The sequence below is a fragment of the Arthrobacter sp. YAF17 genome, assembly GCF_052113365.1.
Lineage (GTDB): Bacteria > Actinomycetota > Actinomycetes > Actinomycetales > Micrococcaceae > Arthrobacter.
The window spans coordinates 167,164-185,730 of sequence record NZ_JBFRDB010000011.1 but is presented as its reverse complement, the minus strand read 5'-3'; the positions used below and the strand labels follow the sequence as shown (position 1 = coordinate 185,730).

19 protein-coding genes are annotated in these 18,567 nt (G+C 68.5%); 11 read left to right on the top strand and 8 right to left on the bottom strand.

The window, feature by feature from the left end; all coding sequences use genetic code 11:
• On the top strand, positions 1 to 1,041 hold a 1,041-nt coding region (locus AB4Y67_RS11230; RefSeq protein WP_441405843.1), incomplete at its 5' end, for an FAD-dependent oxidoreductase.
• A gap of 15 nt (positions 1,042 to 1,056) precedes the next feature.
• Here AB4Y67_RS11230 and AB4Y67_RS11225 read toward each other — a convergent pair.
• From AB4Y67_RS11225 to AB4Y67_RS11215, 3 genes are all read right to left on the bottom strand, one after another.
• Positions 1,057 to 1,503, bottom strand: coding sequence for a hypothetical protein (locus tag AB4Y67_RS11225; protein ID WP_441405842.1), 447 nt, complete (start codon positions 1,501 to 1,503; stop codon positions 1,057 to 1,059).
• Between the two features lie 148 nt (positions 1,504 to 1,651).
• Complete coding sequence (locus AB4Y67_RS11220; protein WP_441405841.1) at positions 1,652 to 1,996, bottom strand: hypothetical protein; 345 nt, start codon at positions 1,994 to 1,996, stop codon at positions 1,652 to 1,654.
• Between the two features lie 329 nt (positions 1,997 to 2,325).
• Positions 2,326 to 2,961: an excalibur calcium-binding domain-containing protein gene (locus AB4Y67_RS11215; protein ID WP_441405840.1), complete on the bottom strand. Its 636-nt coding sequence runs from the start codon at positions 2,959 to 2,961 to the stop codon at positions 2,326 to 2,328.
• Positions 2,962 to 3,273: 312 nt separating this feature from the next.
• On the opposite strand from AB4Y67_RS11215, the gene AB4Y67_RS11210 reads away from it, so the two are divergent.
• Positions 3,274 to 3,906 carry a hypothetical protein gene (locus AB4Y67_RS11210; protein WP_441405839.1) on the top strand — a complete coding sequence of 211 codons (633 nt, stop codon included), beginning with the start codon at positions 3,274 to 3,276 and terminating at the stop codon, positions 3,904 to 3,906.
• Positions 3,907 to 3,969: 63 nt separating this feature from the next.
• Positions 3,970 to 4,662, top strand: coding sequence for a hypothetical protein (locus tag AB4Y67_RS11205; protein ID WP_441405838.1), 693 nt, complete (start codon positions 3,970 to 3,972; stop codon positions 4,660 to 4,662).
• A 3-nt stretch (positions 4,663 to 4,665) separates the two neighbouring features.
• Here AB4Y67_RS11205 and AB4Y67_RS11200 read toward each other — a convergent pair whose 3' ends face one another.
• The 3 genes from AB4Y67_RS11200 to AB4Y67_RS11190 are packed head-to-tail and all read right to left on the bottom strand — an operon-like array spanning position 4,666 to position 7,447.
• Positions 4,666 to 5,211, bottom strand: a complete 546-nt coding sequence (locus tag AB4Y67_RS11200) for a flavodoxin domain-containing protein (protein ID WP_441405837.1) — start codon at positions 5,209 to 5,211, stop codon at positions 4,666 to 4,668.
• 45 nt (positions 5,212 to 5,256) lie between these two features.
• Positions 5,257 to 5,997 carry a hypothetical protein gene (locus AB4Y67_RS11195; RefSeq protein WP_441405836.1) on the bottom strand — a complete coding sequence of 247 codons (741 nt, stop codon included), beginning with the start codon at positions 5,995 to 5,997 and terminating at the stop codon, positions 5,257 to 5,259.
• Positions 5,998 to 6,031: 34 nt separating this feature from the next.
• On the bottom strand, positions 6,032 to 7,447 hold the full coding sequence (locus AB4Y67_RS11190) for an NAD(P)H-quinone dehydrogenase (protein WP_441405835.1): 1,416 nt from the start codon (positions 7,445 to 7,447) through the stop codon (positions 6,032 to 6,034).
• Positions 7,448 to 7,565: 118 nt separating this feature from the next.
• Here AB4Y67_RS11190 and AB4Y67_RS11185 point away from each other — a divergent pair, with 118 nt between their 5' ends.
• The gene (locus AB4Y67_RS11185) at positions 7,566 to 8,384 is read left to right on the top strand and encodes a purine-nucleoside phosphorylase (RefSeq protein ID WP_441405834.1); all 819 of its coding nucleotides are present in this window, start codon (positions 7,566 to 7,568) and stop codon (positions 8,382 to 8,384) included.
• Positions 8,385 to 8,413: 29 nt separating this feature from the next.
• Here the strand turns inward: AB4Y67_RS11185 and AB4Y67_RS11180 are convergent, their stop codons facing one another.
• Positions 8,414 to 8,893 (bottom strand): RrF2 family transcriptional regulator, encoded by a 480-nt coding sequence (locus AB4Y67_RS11180; protein ID WP_441405854.1) that lies wholly within the window; start codon positions 8,891 to 8,893, stop codon positions 8,414 to 8,416.
• A 137-nt stretch (positions 8,894 to 9,030) separates the two neighbouring features.
• Between AB4Y67_RS11180 and AB4Y67_RS11175 the strand changes: the two genes are divergently transcribed.
• Positions 9,031 to 10,770: a phospho-sugar mutase gene (locus AB4Y67_RS11175; RefSeq protein ID WP_441405833.1), complete on the top strand. Its 1,740-nt coding sequence runs from the start codon at positions 9,031 to 9,033 to the stop codon at positions 10,768 to 10,770.
• A 16-nt stretch (positions 10,771 to 10,786) separates the two neighbouring features.
• On the opposite strand, the gene nirD is transcribed toward AB4Y67_RS11175, so the two are convergent.
• Positions 10,787 to 11,164, bottom strand: coding sequence for a nitrite reductase small subunit NirD (nirD, locus tag AB4Y67_RS11170; RefSeq protein WP_441405832.1), 378 nt, complete (start codon positions 11,162 to 11,164; stop codon positions 10,787 to 10,789).
• A 269-nt stretch (positions 11,165 to 11,433) separates the two neighbouring features.
• On the opposite strand from nirD, the gene nirB reads away from it, so the two are divergent.
• From nirB to AB4Y67_RS11140, 6 genes are all read left to right on the top strand, one after another.
• A complete protein-coding gene (nirB, locus tag AB4Y67_RS11165) occupies positions 11,434 to 14,130 on the top strand; it encodes a nitrite reductase large subunit NirB (RefSeq protein ID WP_441405831.1) in 2,697 nt (898 codons plus the stop codon).
• A 2-nt stretch (positions 14,131 to 14,132) separates the two neighbouring features.
• Entirely contained in the window at positions 14,133 to 15,167 is a 1,035-nt protein-coding gene (cobA, locus tag AB4Y67_RS11160; protein ID WP_441405830.1) for a uroporphyrinogen-III C-methyltransferase, read from the top strand.
• Between the two features lie 5 nt (positions 15,168 to 15,172).
• Positions 15,173 to 16,366, top strand: coding sequence for a uroporphyrinogen-III synthase (locus tag AB4Y67_RS11155; RefSeq protein ID WP_441405829.1), 1,194 nt, complete (start codon positions 15,173 to 15,175; stop codon positions 16,364 to 16,366).
• Between the two features lie 148 nt (positions 16,367 to 16,514).
• Positions 16,515 to 17,393, top strand: coding sequence for an FAD-dependent oxidoreductase (locus tag AB4Y67_RS11150; protein WP_441405828.1), 879 nt, complete (start codon positions 16,515 to 16,517; stop codon positions 17,391 to 17,393).
• A gap of 153 nt (positions 17,394 to 17,546) precedes the next feature.
• Entirely contained in the window at positions 17,547 to 18,266 is a 720-nt protein-coding gene (gene deoC / locus AB4Y67_RS11145; protein WP_441405827.1) for a deoxyribose-phosphate aldolase, read from the top strand.
• A gap of 53 nt (positions 18,267 to 18,319) precedes the next feature.
• Positions 18,320 to 18,550 (top strand): hypothetical protein, encoded by a 231-nt coding sequence (locus tag AB4Y67_RS11140; RefSeq protein ID WP_441405826.1) that lies wholly within the window; start codon positions 18,320 to 18,322, stop codon positions 18,548 to 18,550.
• The last annotated feature ends 17 nt before the right edge of the window (positions 18,551 to 18,567 follow it).

Below are 18,567 nucleotides of genomic sequence, written 5' to 3'. Positions count from 1 at the left end.
GCCGAGGAGGGCGCCACGGTCACCGTGGTGCACAACGGCCCGCACCCGCTGGGCCGCAACATTGACCGCGGCGGCGGCGCGGTCCTCGCCGCGTCGCTGCGGAACTGCGGCGTGCGCGTGGCCGGCAACGCCCGGTCCACCGGTGTGGAGCACAACGCGCCCGACGGCGGCTTCTCGGCGCTGCTGCTCGATGACGGCTCCGCGATCGACGGCGACCTGCTGGTGCTCTCGTGCGGGGTCCGGCCGCGGACAGAGCTTGCGGAAGGCTGCGGGCTGTCGACGGCCGCCGGGATCCTGGTGGACCACAAGTTGCGGGCGCACCACGAGCCGCACATCTTTGCGATCGGCGACTGCGCTGAGGTCCGCTGCCCGGACCCGGAATGTGTCGAGTGCCGGACCGCCCGTGGACCGTCCGGGCTGGTGGGCCCGGGCTGGCGGCAGGCCGAATGGCTCGCCGAGTACCTGACACTGCTGGCCACGGAGTCTCCGGAGGCCGAGCTGCTGCTTCCCCTGGCGGCGGAACTCCCGGGCGTGATTGTGCTCAAGGCCCGGGGCATGAACATGGCCGTGGCGGGGGATGTTTCCGCCGAGCCGTGGGACGAGGAGGCTTTGACTTCCGGGGCCGTGAGTGGCCGGGCCAGGCTGCAGATCGCCCAGTGGGCGGATCCGGAGCATGGCCGCTACGTGAAGATGACCACCCGCGCCGGGGTGCTGGAGGGCCTGGTGGCGGTGGGCATGCCCCGCAGCGCGGCCGAGCTGGTGCAGCTCTTCGAGCGCGGTGCCGAACTTCCGGCGGACCGGTCGCTGCTGCTGCGCCTGGACGGCCCGGACCAGGTTGCGGCTGCCGGCGCCGGGGACCCCGAGCGAACGGTGTGCCGGTGCGCCGGGGTGAGCGGGACGAAGATCGCTGACGCGGTGACCGGCGGCTGCAGCACGGTGGGCGAGGTCTCAGGCGCCACCCGCGCCGGGACGGGCTGCGGCGGCTGCCATGACGACATCAAGGGGATCATCGAAAAGCACTTTCAGGGGGCCGCTGCCTGAAACCGGTTCGGCGACTTATTGGCCCCAATCGCCCCTGCCGCCGTCCCCTCCTGCGCCGAACCCCGCGGCCCACCGGTGGAAGCCGCTTTCGCTGTAAGGACCGAGACGCCCGATCTTGGGGGCCATGGCGCCGAACAACAGTACTCCGGCCGCATCCGGGTCGCCGCCGCAGGCCGCAAAGAGGGCCCGACGCCGGCGGCCGACGGTCCAGATGATGCCAAGGAACAGGGCGAAGGACAGCCCCATCCCGCCAGCGATTGCGGCCGCCGTCGCGGGTACGGACCCATTCACCTTGAAGCCGTTGAACAGCATCACGCCAAACAGCAGCCCCAACGGGATGGCAAAGGACAGCCGGCGCACCAGCGCCCAGCGCAGACGTGAAACGGGAACCGGGAGTTCGGTTGTGGCTGTCGTCCCGGGGGRCGTAACGGCCCCGGCGGCGCGGTGATCTGAAATGTGCACGTTGCTTCCCCCAATGAGACGGCAGTGACCCTGATCGAATCCTAGGCGATGTCGGCTGCGTCCAGGGTCCTTCAGTGTTGCAGGGTTTCCAGGCAGGGCCGCAGGCAAGGGCCCGCTGCCGCATTGTGGTCACTTGCCTGGCGGGGACTTACTGCGCTGCGCTGTCGAACAGCTTCTGCCACTGGGCATGCTCGCGGCCGGCATCCAGCCGCCGGCTCGCAGTCCACCGGGGCAGGTAGTCGGGCGCGGGCAGTTCCCGGACGGGTTTGGGCTCGGGCTTCTTGGGCTTGGGCTGCGGCCGGGTCTGGACCGGTCTGGCCACAGGCCGGGTCTGGACAGGCCTTCGGGTGAGGTTCGGTTTCGGCCTCGCCACCACGAAGACCGCGATCCACCACCTGATGCAGGCCACAAGGGCCCAAATGACGAGTCCGGCAACGATGACTTGCCACAGAGCGACCACCACTCCAATGGCGAGCAGCACGACGATCCACATGGCGACACCATCGCATACGGGACCTGCCTGGAAATAGGGTCTTTTTCCCTTATTCCTTTTCCCCTTCGCGGGCGCTGCCGTCCGAGTGGTCCTCACCCAGTCGTGCGGGTGGTCCCCAGGGACCGCCCGGGGTGCCGGTCCGTCTACGGGGGCTCTGGCACGACCGCCGGCTAGGGCTACGCGGCCTCCAAACGACACGGATTGGGGCCAAACAGGGCGCCCGGACACCGGTGCGACGCAGCACGGAACGTATCTGTGAACAGTCTCGGGGACCTGGACCTTGAACACAAAAGACGGGCCACCCAGCAGGTGGCCGCTCTTTTTACTGCCTACTTATCGCAGCCGATTCCGTCACCGTCGCGGTCGAGGTGCTTACCGTACCCCGGTGTGCCCCTGTAGACGGGCGCAGCACCCGCGGCCCTTGCAGCGGTGCAGTTCGCAAAGGGTGCAGCAGCTGGAGCCGCCGGTGCAACCGGAACTGCACGAGGAGCCGCCGGCACTGCCGGTGCCGCCGGTACAACCGGAACGGCACGAGGGGCCGCAGGGACGGGTACGACGACCGGTGGCGCCACTACGGCAGCCGGCGGCGCCACGACCGGCGCTGCTGTCGGTGTCGGTGTAGGCGTCGGTGTTGCATCGGTCAGGTGTACGACGCCAAGACTGATCCGGGAGGATTTAGCCACCGTGGCTCCCGGCGAGACATCCTGGGTGGTTACCTGCCAGTTCGACTCAACGAAAATGGACTTGCCAGCTGCCGTATCTGTCGCTTCGACCTTCAGGCCAAGACCTTTCAGCTCTTCGGTGGCGTTGTCCAGCCTCTTACCCACAATGTCCGGGACCGTGACACCGGACACGAGTCCAGCCGTCTCGGATGCTGACGGCGTCGCCGCCGTTTGTGCGGACTTGCTGCCACACCCTGTCATTAGCAAACCAGCAAAAATGACGAGCGCGAGTACCTTCTTCAAATTTCCCCCTGCCGGGCCATGCCCGGTAACTGTCATCGCGGCCAGGACATCGGAAAGGGCGTCAATGCCTAAGGCTTCCGACGGGCGCGCTTGAACGTTAAAGTATCAGCACCAGCACCCCCATCCGACCAAGTCGATCCTTGGTACCCGAATATGGCGCCGCGTCCAACTGTCATGAGGAAAGCTGCGATCGGGAAGCCGGCGTTGGGCGGTGTAAACCCCTGCCCTTGCGATCGGGCCATTCTCCCCTTGCCACCTCCTCTCGCCCGGCGTGTACTGGACATAGGTTCCGTTCATCGCAGGAGGCACCCCATGAACGTCCCCGTCATCCTGGCGCTCGGCACGATCGTTGTGGTCGCCGTCGTCATCTTCATGACGCGCGAGAAGGATCCGCGGCAGCGGGCGACGGCGCTTCAGCGCACCGGGGCCGCCGTGGTGGCCGTGTTCACGGTCCTCGCGGGCGTCTTCATCGCCGGCTATGCACTGCAGGATCCGGGTGGAAATACCGGATTGCTCATCATTCTCGCGTGGGTGCTGCCGATGCTCATCCTCGCCGTGGCGGCCTGGTTCTGGCCGGCACCCACCGCTCCCCTCCTGCTCGCCCTCACCGCTTCCTTCATCGCGGCGTGCGTGTGGCTTACCTTTGACCCCGCGGCCCTGCGCGCCTTCATCAGCGAGAACGGACCGGTAATCGCCGTCAGCGTCGTGGCCCTGTCCTTCCCGGCCGCCGTCCTCGGCTTGAAACGCGCCGCGCTGGCCGGCTGGATGCTCGTTGCCCTCGGCGCGCTGCCCCTCCTGATCACCGTCATCGGAAGGTCGGGTCCGGTCGCAGCTCTTGCCGCGGCAAGCGTGGTTCCCTTGATTGCCGGAATCAGCTACGTTGTCTCCGCCCGGATGGCGAGCGGCAGCACCGCCGCCGGGCATGGACGCGCAGCTGCGGCCTAGCAGCCGCACACGTCCACGTAACGCGAATCGGACCGGCGACGTCCGGCGGGTAGCATCGGGGCCATGAGCGCCGACGACGACGACATCACCGAAGAGCTATTGACCGACGCCGCGAAGCTGACCGGGCTGAGCCTCGAGCTCCTGGGTCTCGACCCGCACCCGGATGACATGACGCCTGAGCAGCGGCTTCAGTTCGATCCCGAAGACCTCGACGAAATGGCCGCCGTTTCGCCGGAGGAACGCCAGAAAGCCGTGAGCCAGACGCGCCTGCTGGCAGGCCTCCTGTGGAACTCATCGAGCATCCTCATCGACCAGCTCTTCCGCGACCTTGGAACGCTGAGCGACCTCAACGAGGTCACCGGGTCCGACGTCGCCGGGACCTCGGTGTTGTCCTCGCTTCCGCCTCAGTTCGCGGCCAGCTACGACGCGAAATTCACCCAGAAGTTCATTGTGGTCGCCTCCGACGTCACTTCGTCGCTGGCCCGGGGCTGGACCGCTCCCGGCTGCCTCGCCGCTGAACTCGCCGTCCGCTGCCTGCTCGACCAGGCGGAGATCACCGAGGACATCTACGAACTCGACCTCCCCGACGACTGGCGGGCCCAGGTTGAGGAAGTCCTGCTGGAGGACGCGGACAGCCAGGCACTCTACTCGGAGAACCTCGACGTTCTAGAGGACGACGCCGACCGGCTCGGCTTCGAGTACTGGTTCAAGCCCCTCGCGCCCGGAGATACGGTGCCCCCGTACGCCTGGTCCTGAATCCTAGGCCCGGCCCGGCGGGGCCGCCAGCCGCGCCAGGAATCCCTCGGTGAAACGCTGGACGCCGTCCCACTCGGTGTAGACGTAGTCCCGGGACGTGTCCGTGTCCAGGGAGCCCTTGTCGCGGGCGATCTTCTTCATCACGTGCTTCTTGATGAAGCCGTAATGGGTGTACAGCAGGGCGCCTGCGAACAACCCGACGTGCGCGGGCCGCCACCCCGTCTCCTCCTCGAACTTCGCCACGTAGCCCTCGGCGTTCTCCTCGTCGCCGTGGGCAGCCAGGCTCACCGACACGAGCGCGGACTGGAGACGCTCAAGCTCTTCGCGGTTCTTCTTCACAAAGTCCGTAACGTGCCCCTCGTGCTTGCCCATGTGCACGGACGCCGCGACGATGACGCCGTCGTAGCCCGCCGCAAGGCTGTCCCCCGAACGTTTGAGGTCCGCCGTCTCTGCCTGGTGTCCGTGGGCGCGGATCAATTCGGCTATGTACTCCGCGATCTGGGCCGTCTGCCCCTCAACGGTGCCGTATGGGATATAAATGTTGGCCATGTTCCACTCTGGTCTGGCATCGAAGTCAAGAAGTAGGGCCGAACGTCACCGCGTCTGCGGTTCAGTGCTCCGCGGCGACGTGCGTGGCGGGTCGACGGGCTCGAACACTGTCGAGCCGATCATGAAGATGCCGCGCTGCGGGATCCAGAAGTCCCCCAGCCTGTCCTGGACGGGCAGGGCCGACGCCTGACCCAGACTGTGCCCCCGGAGCTGCGCTGTGCTCCCGCGGACAAACCACAGCTGCCGCGGGCGCGCACCAAAAGTCTGTCCGTTGGGCACCCTGCCCGTCAGCCCGATGTGTCCGGCACCCAGCACCGGGCCCGCGACGGCCCCCATGGCGCGCAGGAACGTCCGGCTGCGCCAGAGCCGCTCCGGGACCGATCCGGCCACCGCCGACATGAGCCGGGTGACCGGCGTTGCGGCCAGCGTCACCTCCCAGGTCAGGTCCACCCCGTCTCCAACCGCCACCCTGAAGGAATAGTCGTCCCGCCACCGGATGGAAATCCCGCCCGTCGACGCCGCTCCGAGGGCGCCGCCGAAGTAGCGGGCACAGGAGATGCCGGGCGCGGTGGTGCTGTGCATCGTCCAGACGCCGGCAGGATCACGGATCCAGACCGAGCTGTAGCCCGGCCCCACGGAGGAGGCGGGAAAATGCCGCAGGGCAAGGACGTGGCCCGAGCCGAACGGCACGCACATCACACCGTAGCCGGCAAACCGTTCCTCCGGGCCGGAGGGCAGCGCCGGGTTGAGTTCCATAGACTCCACCAGGGTGCGGGGACTCTGCATGGCTACTGCCTCCGGGTGGCGCTGCGTATGTTCGCTACATGTGGACGTGCAGGCGCCGGGCGGCTTCCGAGATGGAACCGCTCAGCGAGGGGTACACCGTAAAGGTGCTGGCGACGTCGTCGACGTGCAGTTTCTGCTTGACCGCAATGGAGATCGCGAAGATCAGCTCGGAGGCGTTCGGACCCACTACCACGCCGCCAATCACGGTGCCGGAGCCTTTGCGGGCGAAGATCTTGATGAACCCGTCCTTGTGGTTGCGCATCTTGGCGCGGGCGTTGCTCTTCAGCGAAAGCTTGACGATGTCACCCTGGTACTTGCCGGACTCGATCTCGGCTTCGGAGACGCCTACGGAGGCGATTTCCGGTGACGTGAAGATATTGGACGCCACCTGGTGCAGCTTGATCGGCGTGACACTGTCGCCCAGGAAGTGGGCGATAGCGATCCGGCCCTGCATCGCGGCCACCGACGCCAGGGCGAGCACGCCTGTGCAGTCGCCGGCCGCATAGATGTTCGGCGCGCTGGTGCGGGAGACGCCGTCGACCTTGATGTGGCCGCTCTCGGTAAGCGCGACTCCGGCTTCCTCGAGGCCGATCCCGGCGGTGTTCGGAATGGACCCGACGGCGACGAGGCAGTGGCTGCCGGTGACCTTTGAGCCGTCGGCGAGGGTGACCACCACGCCGTCCTCTGTGCGCTCCACCGTCTCGGCGCGGGCGCGCGAGAGCACCTTGACGCCGCGGCGTTCGAAGACACCTTCAAGGACCTCGGCGGCATCCGTGTCGGAGCCCGGCAGCACGCGGTCGCGGCTGGAGATCAGGGTGACCTTGGAGCCCAGGCCGTTGTACGCCGAGGCGAACTCCGCGCCGGTGACGCCGGACCCCACGACGATCAGTTCCTCGGGGAGCACGTCCATGTTGTAGATCTGGGCCCAGTTCAGGATCCGCACGCCGTCCGGCCGGGCGGTAGGCAGTTCGCGCGGGTGGGCGCCGACCGTGAGGAGGATCGCGTCCGCCGCGATGGTTTCGGTGCCGTCGGCGGTGAGGACCTCGATGGTGTGGTTGTCCAGCATGCGGCCGGAACCGATCACGATCCGAACGCCCTGTTGCTCCAAGCCAGCGCGGATGTCTTCGGACTGCTGGCGCGCCAGGCCCAGGAGGCGGTCGTTGATGTGCTTGAGGTCGGCCCGCATCACCGGGGCGAAGTCGCCGCCGTCGACGTCGAACTTGACGCCCAGCTCGCCGGCCTCGCCGACGCGGGTCATCAGGTCCGCCGTCGCGATCAGTGTCTTAGAGGGTACGACGTCGGTCAGCACCGCGGAGCCGCCAAGCCCGGCGCGTTCGATGATGGTGACCTTCGCGCCCAGTGAGGCGGCGACCATGGCGGCTTCGTAGCCGCCGGGCCCTCCGCCCAGGATTGCGATGCGGGGTGAGCTGAAATCGGGATGCGTAGTCACAATCGTCCATTGTCCACCATCCGGACCGGCACCACCAAGAATCCGGACCCGCACCACACCCGGCCCCACACACCGCCCGGTGCTGGGCAGCACGCCGCCGGCAGGATAACTTGTACCGGTGAGTACAACAGACTTCCTGAACACGGACCCCTTCGACGCCGCCCGCGCCGCCGCCGACTACATTGCCAAGGAGACGGGCATCGAGGCCCACGATGTGGCCCTGGTGCTCGGTTCGGGCTGGGGAGACGCCGCCGAACTAATCGGCGAGACCACCGCCACCCTCTCCGCGGACGACGTCCCCGGCTTCTCCTCCCCCTCGGTGGTGGGCCACGTCGGCACCATCCGCTCCGTGCTGACCAAGGAGGGCAAACACGCCCTGGTCCTGGGCGCACGCACCCACTACTACGAGGGCAAGGGAGTCCGCGCCGTCGTCCACGGCGTGCGCACCGCCGCGGCGGCCGGCTGCAAGACCCTGGTCCTGACGAACGGCTGCGGCGGCCTCAACGAGGACTGGACGCCCGGCACCCCCGTGCTGATCAGCGACCACATCAACCTCACCGCCACCTCACCGCTCGAAGGCGCCACCTTCGTGGACCTCACCGATCTGTACTCCTCGCGGATCCGCGGCCTGGCCCGCGAAGTCGATCCGTCCCTGGACGAGGGTGTCTACGCGCAGTTCACCGGCCCGCACTACGAGACCCCGGCCGAGGTGCAGTACGCCAAGCGGATCGGCGCGGACCTGGTGGGCATGTCCACCGCGCTCGAGGCCATCGCCGGCCGGCACGCGGGCATGGAGGTCTTCGGCATCTCGCTCGTGACTAACCTCGCCGCCGGCATCAGCCCGGTGCCGCTGAGCCATGAGGAAGTCCTCGAGGCCGGCCAGGCCGCGGGCCCGCGCATTTCCAGGCTGCTCGCGGAGATCATCGCGAAGCTCTAGGAACCGGCTGTGGGGTCCGGGTTCCGGCCTTAGCTCCCCGGCGGCGCGAGATAGCGCACGGCTTTTTCCTTGTCCTGGGGGAAGCGCCGTTCCATCGAGTCCGCGAGCCCGGCAATCGTTTGCCGGGCCAGCGCCTGCCGCCAGGCGAGTTCCGCCTGGCGCATGGTCTGGGAGATCAGGCAGGTCCGGACGAAGTTCAGTTCCGTGTCGGCATCCGGGACGTTGCCCAGGATGCCTTCACACCGGAACACCGGGTCGGGGCTCTCCAGGGCCAGGACGACGTCCAGGACAGTTACGTTTTCCGGCCTGCGCGCCAGGTGGAACCCGCCGCGCGGGCCGGAAACGGAGCCAAGAATCCCGGCGCGGACCAGTGCCTGGAGCTGTTTGTTGAGATAAGCCCCCGGGAGCTTGTAGTACTCGGCCAGCCGGGCGCTGTTGACCGCCTCGCCGGGCGGTGTCCACGCCATGTTGACGCAACTGTGCACCGCCCACTCCACCCCACGGCCCATCTTCATATTCCAGACGCTACGTGTCCGGAAAATTTCCTGTCAAGGGCTGGGGTGTACGCCGGCTGTGACCGATCTGTAAGGCGCACTCTCGCTTGTCGAGGGAGGCATCCGCGGTGATTGGCGCTAGTTTGGTTCCTATGACGTCCTCCGATGCCGAACTCACCCGCCTGCTGAGCGAAGCCCGCACCTGGGCCGCACAGGACCCGGATCCCGCCACCGCTGCCGCCCTGACCGAACTGGTCCGGCTCGCCGGAGACGGCACCGCCGCGGCACGCCAGGAGCTCGCCGACAGCTTCAGCGGCACCCTGCAGTTTGGCACCGCGGGCCTGCGGGCAGCCCTCGGCCCCGGCCCGAACCGGATGAACCGCGTGGTGGTGCGCCGCGCCGCCGCCGGGTTCACAGCCTTCCTGACCGACGCCGTCGCGCAGGCCGCCCCCGGCACCCGGCCGCGCGCCGTCGTTGGCTACGACGCCCGCTACAACTCCGACATCTTCGCGGAAGAAACCGCCGCGATCCTCACCGCCGCCGGCGTCGAGACGTTTCTGATGCCGGCCGCCCTGCCCACCCCGCTGCTCGCCTATGCCGTGCGGGCCCTGGAGTGCGACGGCGGCGTGATGGTCACCGCCAGCCACAACCCGCCACAGGACAACGGCTACAAGGTCTACCTGGGCCGGCACGCCGTCGAGGAGAGCGGACGCGGCGCACAGATCGTGGCGCCGTACGACGCCCTGATCGCCGCAAAGATCGACGCCGTCGGCGAGCTGTCCGGCATCGCCCTGGCGACGGAGGGCTGGACCACCCTGGCTCCGTCCATCGCGGCCGAGTACGAGGCGGCCGTCGCGGCGCTGGCCGCACCGGAGCATTTCCCGGCCCGCGACCTCAAGATCGTCCTGACCCCCATGCACGGCGTGGGCGGCGAGACCGCCGTGGCGGTGCTGCACGCGGCCGGCTTTGCCGACGTCACCCTGGTGAGCGAGCAGGCCGAACCGGACCCCGACTTCCCCACGGTGAACTTCCCGAACCCCGAAGAGCCCGGCGCCCTGGACCTGGCCCTGGAAACCGCCGCCCGGGTGGACGCGGACATCGTGATCGCCAACGACCCCGACGCCGACCGCGCCGCGGTTGCCGCGAAGGATCCGGACACCGGCGCGTGGCGCATGCTGCGCGGCGACGAGGTGGGCGCACTGCTCGGTGCGCACGTCGTGGCGCGGCTCGCCGCCGGCGAAGAAGCCACAACGGGAGTGTTCGCGAATTCGATCGTCTCCTCGCGGCTGCTCGCGCGGATCGCGGCGGCGGCGGGCTACACCCATGAGGAAACCCTCACCGGCTTCAAATGGATTGCCCGTGTTCCCGGGCTGCTATACGGCTACGAGGAGGCGCTGGGTTACTGCGTCGCGCCCTCCCTGGTCCGGGACAAGGACGGAATCTCCGCGGCCGTGCTGATCGCGGAATTCGCCGCAGCGGCGAAAGCCGACGGCAAGTCGATCTTCGACACCCTCGACGAGCTGTACCTCGTGCACGGGCTGCACGCGAGCGACCAGCTCAGCATCCGGGTCGCGGACCTGGGCCTGCTGGACGCCATGATGAACCGGCTGCGCGTCAGCCCGCCGGAATCCTTTGGCGGCTCCGCCGTTGAAACCGTCACGGACCTCGCCGAGGGCAGCGCACAGCTTCCGCCCACCGACGGCCTGCTGTACCTCACAAGGGACCTCAGCCGCATCATCATCCGCCCCAGCGGAACCGAGCCCAAGCTCAAGTGCTACCTGGAGGTCATCCGCAACGTCGGCTCAGCCGCCGAACTGCCCGCGGCGCGGCTTGAGGCGCGCGCCGCCCTCGACGGCGTCCTGGCGGACGTCCGTGAGGCGCTGGGACTGTAACTCCCGGCGTCAGCTCCTAAAGCTCGACCTCAATGTACCCGCCCACAATCCGGGTACCGAAGGTTTGGAGCCGGAGTTCCGGAGTGCCCAGGCACTCCCCCGTGGCCAGGTCATAGACCTCCTTGTGCAGCGGCGAGGCGAGCGTCGGGCGCGGGCCGCGGGATCCGGTAATGCCGCGGGCCATGACGTGCGCCCCGGTGGCCGGATCCTCCTGCGCGACGGCGTAAACCTCACCGGACACGGTCCGGAACAACGCCACCTGGCGGCCGGCGATCAACGCGGCCTCGCCCCAGGCGGGTTCCAGGTCCTCCACGGCGCACACACGGTGCCAGCCGGTCCCAAAGCTGGGGTGTTCAACAAAGCTCCGTGCTGCGCTCTCAAGTACGGCAGTCATTTCGGCCCCTTTCTGATCCATCACTAACGGGCTCAGGCGCTCCTGCGGCCACATACCCAAGCTAGGCCCGGGGTGTTTCAACGGCATGCAGTTAATGTGTCCGGCGGGTAAAAGAGACCTCACGCAGCCGGAAACGCGTTCGTGATGCAGAAGTTAAGATCACGAAACATAAGGGAAACTGAAGCGAAACTGCGCCTGCCTAGTCTGGAGGGACACTTCGATTGAGAAGGTCGCAGAGCACCGACTGCGGCCCATGCGAAAGGCCCACAGTGACCGGACAGACTTCAAGCCCCCAGAACCAGGGCGCAGAGCGCACACCAACACCGCGCCGCATCGTGGTTGCCGGAGGCGGCCCTGCCGCCCACCGTTTCGCCGATGCCATGCACGCCCGGGGCCTTCACGGCTGGCACGTCACCGTCCTCACCGAGGAAGCCCACCTCCCCTATGACCGCGTCGCGCTGAGCAAAGCCCTCACCAACGCCGACGTCGACCTCACCCTGGGCACCGCCGCGATGTGGGACCACGAGGCGCTCTCGCTGCAGACCGGCGAGCGCGTCACCGGCATCGACACTGCGGGCAAGACTGTCACCACCGCGGCCGGCACCGTGTACCCGTATGACGAACTGGTGGTCGCCACCGGCTCCGACGCCGCCCGCCTGCCGATCCCGGGAGCCGAACTCACCCACGTCTACCGGACCCTGGAAGATGTCTGGGCCATCAACCAGGCGATCACGGAACTGACGGAGAAGCTGGGCCGCAAGGTCAACGCCGTCACCATCGGCGGCGGGCTGCTGGGCCTTGAATCCGCGGCCGGCACCGAGCAGCTCGGTGCCACCCCGATCGTCATCAACGGCTCCCCCTGGCTCATGAACACCCAGCTGGACGAGGGCGCCGGGCAGGCCCTGGGCCGCCTCATCGAAGCCAAGGGCTTCACCGTCCACGGCGGCGTGTTCCCCTCCGAAGTCCTCTCCGACGACGACGGCCAGGTCACCGGGGTGCTGATGGCCGACGGCCGCATCATCGACGCCGACCTGGTGATCGTCGCGATCGGTGTGAAGCCCCGCGACGAGCTGTTCCGCGCCGCGGATGGCCCGGATGGGCAAAAGGGAGTGCAGCAGTTCCAGCTCGGCCAGCGGGGCGGCGTGGTCATCTCCGACGACTGTTCCACGGAGGTCCCCGGCATCTGGGCGATCGGCGAGGTCGCCAACTTCGGCGGCATGTGCCTGGGCCTCGTGGCCCCCGCCAACACCATGGCGGAGATCGTCGCGGACCGGCTGCACGGCGGCGACGCGACCTTCCCCGGCTTCGACACCGCCACCAAGCTCAAGCTCTCCGGCGTCGACGTCGCCAGCTTCGGCGACGCCTTCGCCCGGACCGAGCACTCCCTCGAAATCGTCTACGCCGACCCCGCCCGCGGCGTCTACCAGAAGATCGTGACCACGGACGACGCCAAGACCCTCCTCGGCGGCATCTTCGTCGGCGACGCAACCCCCTACACGTCCCTGCGCCCCGTGCTGGGCCGCGAACTGGCCGCCGAGCCCGGCGCCTACCTCACGGCGGCCGGCGGCGGCGACGCTGGGGGCGAAGCCCTTGAAATCAGACTGCCGGACGACGCCATCCTGTGTTCGTGCAACAACGTCTCGGCGGGAAGCATCCGCGACGCCGTCAACGGCTGCGGGGCGTGCGACGGCAACGCCCCGGTCCAGGAACTTGGCGAACTCAAGGGCTGCACCCGCGCCGGAACCAGCTGCGGCTCCTGCGTGCCGATGCTCAAGAAGCTGCTGGAAACCGAGCTGACCAAGTCCGGCGTCGAAGTCTCCAAGGCGCTCTGCGAGCACATCGAGCTGTCCCGCCAGGAGCTTTTCGAAACCATCCGCGTCCTGGAACTGGCCTCCTTCGAGGAGGTCATGGCGAAGTACGGCACAGGTTCCGGCTGCGACATCTGCAAGCCGACCATCGCCAACATCCTGGCCAGCCAGAACAGCGCCTACGTCCTGGACGCCGGCCGCGGCACCCTGCAGGACACCAATGACCGTGCCCTCGCCAACATGCAGAAGGACGGCACCTACTCGGTGGTCCCCCGCATTGCCGGCGGCGAGATCACCCCCAAGAAGCTCGGCGTCATCGCCGCCGTGGCCGAGCAGTACGGCCTCTACACCAAGATCACCGGCGGCCAGCGGATCGACATGTTCGGCGCCCGGCTGGAGCAGCTCCCGGAAATCTGGAAGCTGCTGGTGGACGCCGGGTTCGAATCCGGCCAGGCCTACGGAAAGAGCCTGCGCACGGTGAAGTCCTGCGTCGGCTCCACCTGGTGCCGCTTCGGCGTCCAGGATTCGGTGGCCATGGCCATCCAGCTGGAACTGCGCTACCGCGGCCTCCGCAGCCCGCACAAGCTGAAAATGGGCGTCTCCGGCTGCGCCCGCGAATGCGCCGAGGCCCGGGGCAAGGACGTCGGCGTGATCGCCACCGCCGACGGCTGGAACCTGTACGTCGGCGGCAACGGCGGCGCCACCCCGGCGCATGCCCAGCTGCTCGCCAAGGACCTCGACGACGAGACGCTGCTCAAGTACATCGACCGCTACTTTATGTACTACATCCGCACGGCCGACCGCCTGCAGCGCACCGCACGCTGGCAGGAGGAGCTCGACGGCGGCATCAAGCACGTCGAGGACGTGGTGGTGCACGATACCCTCGGCATCGCCGCGGACCTCGAGGCCGCCATGGCCAAACACGTGGACACCTACGTCGACGAATGGGAGGACACCCTCAAGGATCCGGAGCGCCTGCGCCGGTTCCGCTCCTTCGTCAACGCCCCGGACCAGAAGGACGACTCCATCTCCTTCGTCCCGGACGAGCGCGGCCAGATGCGCCCCGCCACGGCCGAAGAGAAGGGGAAGGTCCTGATCGGTTCTTCCATCCCGGTCCGTGCCGCCACCCCGGAACTGTTCGACAAGAACGAGGTATAGCCATGCAGCTCAGCATTGATCTCACCGGACGCGAAGTCCTCGTCACCGGCTCGGACACTGCCTCCCGCCAGGCGGTCCGCCGCTACCGGGCCGCCGGCGCCGTCGTCTCACGGCTGAGCAGCCCCGGTGGTTCCCGCCACGACGGGCCCCTGCCGGAGCGTCCCTTCCTGGTCGCCGCCGTCGAGGACGGCCAGCCCGGCTGGGACGCGCTGCTGGACCGTTGCCGCGAAACCGGCATCCCGGTCGCCGTCGAACCCGCCGCCGGCACCGCCGGCCACGTCACTCTGGTCGGCGGCGGACCGGGAACCACCGAACTGCTGACCGTCGCCGCCATCAACGCCCTGCGGGACGCCGACGTCGTCTTCTACGACCGGCTGGCCCCGTACCAGGAACTGCCCGCCCTGAGCACCGCCGAGCTGGTCGATGTGGGCAAGCGCCCCGGCCACCACAAGGTCAGCCAGGCCGGGATCGAGGATCTTATGGTGGAGGCTGCCCTGGCCGGGAAGAACGTGGTGCGGCTCAAGGGCGGCGACCCGTACGTGTTCGGCCGCGGCGGCGAGGAAGTGGCCTCGTGTGTGCAGGCAGGCGTTCCCGTGCGTGTGATCTCCGGTGTTACCAGTGCCATCTCCGTCCCGGCGGCAGCCGGGATCCCGGTCACGCACCGCGAGGTCAGCCACATGTTCACCGTGGTCTCGGGCCACGCCCCGCTGACCGAGAAGGAACACATGCACCTCGCGGGGCTGGGCGGGACCATCGTGGTGCTGATGGGCATCGGCACCCTGCACCAGCTCGCCGCCGGCCTGCGCCGGGCGGGGATGCGCGCGGACATGCCGATGGCCGTCGTGGAGCGCGGCTACCGCCCCGGCCAGCGGACCACCATCGCCGACCTGGGCACCATCACCACGGCTGCCGCGGACTGCAGCAACCCGGCTGTGCTGGTGATCGGCGACGTCGTCCGCGTGGCCGAGGCCAACCGGGGCTGCGCGGAGGCGGAAGCCGAACTCGACCGCCTGGCCGCTTCCCTGATGGGGGCGTGAGGACCGTGAGCGCGCTCAACGCCATCGCCCCGGCCGGGACGCCAGGCACCGGCACCACGCCGGAAACAGCGCCGGAACCCGTGACGGAGACTCTCCCGGAGACCGCGGAGCTGCCGCTGGAGGGCTTCCGGATCGGCGTGACCTCACACCGCCGCTCCCAGGACCTGATCGAAGCCCTGGAACGGCGCGGCGCCGAGGTGCTGCATGCGCCGGCACTGAAGATCGCCCCGGTGCAGGAGGACCTGAGCCTGATCGAGGACACCCGCGCCATCATCGAGGCCCGGCCGGATCTCTGCATCGCCACCACCGCCTACGGCATGCGGCGCTGGTGCGAGGCCGCGGACACCTTCGGGATCGGCGAGCAGCTGCTGGAAACCCTCGGTGCCACCCGGATGTTCGTCCGCGGGCCCAAGGCCCGCGGCGCCGTCCGTGCGGCGGGACTGGCCGACGTCGGGATCAGCAGCGACGAAACCACCGCCACGCTGGTGGACATGCTCCTTGCCGAGGGCGTGCGCGGCAAGACCGTCGCGGTGCAGCTGCACGGCTACACCGACGTCCGCCAGCTCGAACGGCTCCGGATGTCCGGGGCCACGGTCCTGACCGTCACCCCGTACCGCTGGGTCAAGCCCGACGGCGCGGACCGGCTGCCGCGGCTGATCGAGGCCGCCTGCAGCGGCAACCTGGATGTGCTGACGTTCACCAGCGCCCCTGCCGTGGACGCGATGTGGAGCACCGCGCACGAGATGGGCCTGTACAAGCAGCTGGTGGAGAGCCTCAGGACCACCGTGGCCACCGCCGTCGTCGGCCCCATCACGGCGCAGCCGCTCATCGATGCCGGCCTGCAGCCGCTGGTCCCGGACCGGTTCCGGATGGGCGCCCTGATCCGGCTCGTCGTGGAGCACCTCGCCCTGAACCACGTCCGCCGCCTGGACACGGCCTCCGGCCGTGTGGAACTCCGTGGCCGTTCGCTGCGGATCGACGGCGAGGCCGTGGAACTGGCTCCCGCCCCGTTGCTGCTGCTGCGGGCGCTGCTGGGCGCCGGCGGCGCCGTGCTGTCCCGAGAGTCGCTGTCCGAACTGCTGGAACTCCGCGGTTCCGTCCATGCCCTGGACATGACCGTCAGCCGGCTCCGCTCCGCCCTGCCGGACGGCCGGCTGGTGGAAACCGTCGTGAAGCGCGGCTACCGGATCCGGGTGTGATCCACACCATTACTGGCGGGTAAACATTGGCGAACGGGCTGCGAAAATCCTGCAACACCGGGGAAACACGCCGGAAAGATCGCCCGCCTACGCTGGGGTCATCAAGCAGTCAGGCCACACCACCGGCCACCAGCGAAAGGGCCCCACCATGTCCGCCACCTCCACCGTTTCCGCCGATTCCGCCGATTCCGCCGATTCCCAGGCCCGGCCCCGGATTGTCATCGCCGGGGCCGGACCGGCAGCGCAGGCCCTGGTCCGCCAGCTCACGCTGACCCCGTTCGCCGGCGCCATCACGGTGCTCAGCAATCGGGATGACGCGTCCGACGAACTCCTGGAGCTAGCCGCCCTGGAGCAGGTCTCAGTCCGCTTCGGCCAGCCTGCCAGCTACGTCGACCCGGACAGCCGCTACGTCACCACGGCCGACGGCCTGGAGTTCAGCTACGACCAGCTGGTCATCGCCACCGGCTCCTCCCCCGCGGCCGCGCCGCTCGCAGGGGAAGGCCGATGCCTGAACTACGCGACTATCGACGACGCCGCCAGGCTCGGCGAGGCCGTCAAGGATGTCACCCGCGTCCTTGGCCGGCGTCCGGTGGGCATCCTCGTCGGAACCGGAACGTCCGCCGGCCAGGCCGAGGCCGTGCTGCGCGCCCGGGGGGTCCGTCCCGTCCGCACGACGCAACGGCCGGCCGCCGTCGTGCCCACGCTCGCAGGCTCCCCGCTCCCCACCGCCGGAGTCGTCTTCGAGGACGGTTCCAGCATGGCTGCGGACCTGGTGGTCCTGGCCGAGGAACCGATTGCCCGGGACGCCCTTGCTGTCAGTGCGGGACTGAAGACGGCGCGCCAGGGCGGAATCGTCATCGACCGGAACTTCCGCACCTCGGTCCCGGGAATCTGGGCCGTCGGGGATGCCGCCGTCTTTGACGGCGTCCGCCTGGGACTTCTGGTGGCCGCCTCTTCCGCCGCGTCCGTCTGCGCTTCCCAGCTGCTCCAGGCCGGCCTGGCCGAAAGCCTCGCGGAAGCCGCCTGAACCCTGGCCCGAGCCCTCCGGCGGGAGGCCTGTTATGGCAAGATGGACACCTGAGAAGCCACGAAGCATGCGGTGTCTGCAGGCCCACAAGGCCTCCCAGAGGGACAACTCAGGGGACAACCCCGTCCCAGACCCGCCAGGAAAGGGACCACCATGAGCAACGAAGCCGCCGCGACCGACCGTAGCGCCTCCTCCGAAAACACCGGCGATATTGCCTCGTACATCGACCACACCCTGCTCAAGCCGGAGGCCAGCGAGGCCGAGATCCTCAAGGTATGTGCCGAGGCCGCCGAGTACCGGTTCAAGTCCGTGTGCGTGAACCCGATCTGGGTCAAGACGGTCAAGAAGGCCCTGAAGGGCTCCGGAGTGCTGACGTGCTCCGTCGTCGGCTTCCCGCTGGGTGCCACTCCGAGCGACGTCAAGGCTTTTGAGGCCCGCGGCGCCGTGCTCGACGGCGCCGAAGAGGTCGACATGGTGATCAACATCGCCGCAGCCCGCGCCAACGACAAGGGCGCCCTGGTCGATGACATCACGGCTGTCGCCGACGCCGTGCACGAAGGCGGGGCCATCCTGAAAGTCATCATCGAAACGGCGCTGCTGGATGACGCCCAGAAGGTACTGGCCTGCGAGGCCGCGGTGGAGGCCGGCGCCGATTTCGTGAAGACCTCCACGGGCTTCAACGGCGGCGGCGCAACGGCCGACGACGTCGCGCTGATGCGCCGCACCGTGGGCCCGGACCTCGGTGTCAAGGCCTCGGGCGGGGTGCGTTCGCTCGCCGACGCACAGGCTATGATTGCTGCAGGTGCAACACGTATTGGCGCCAGCTCCGGCATCGCGATCGTCAAGGGTGAACAGGGTTCCTCCGCGTACTGATCAGATCCGGCAGCAGCCACAGTTTTGAGCCCCACGGGGCCGAGGAGGAACGAATGTCCAGCAAGACCACCACCGCCACGACCCCGCAGAACGAGAACAGCCTCGGCTCCAGCATCATGATGTTCGTCCTGATGATGGTCCTCTTCCTGGCTTCCATCTACTCGCTGGGCTTCCTGACCCTGGGCAACCCGTGGCCGATGGCGGTCTGCCTCGTCCTGTTCGCCCTGGCCTTCTGGATTCCGCAGACCATCACCGGCCGCTCGGATTCCGCCGGCGAAAGCTAAAGCACCACCTGCCTTAA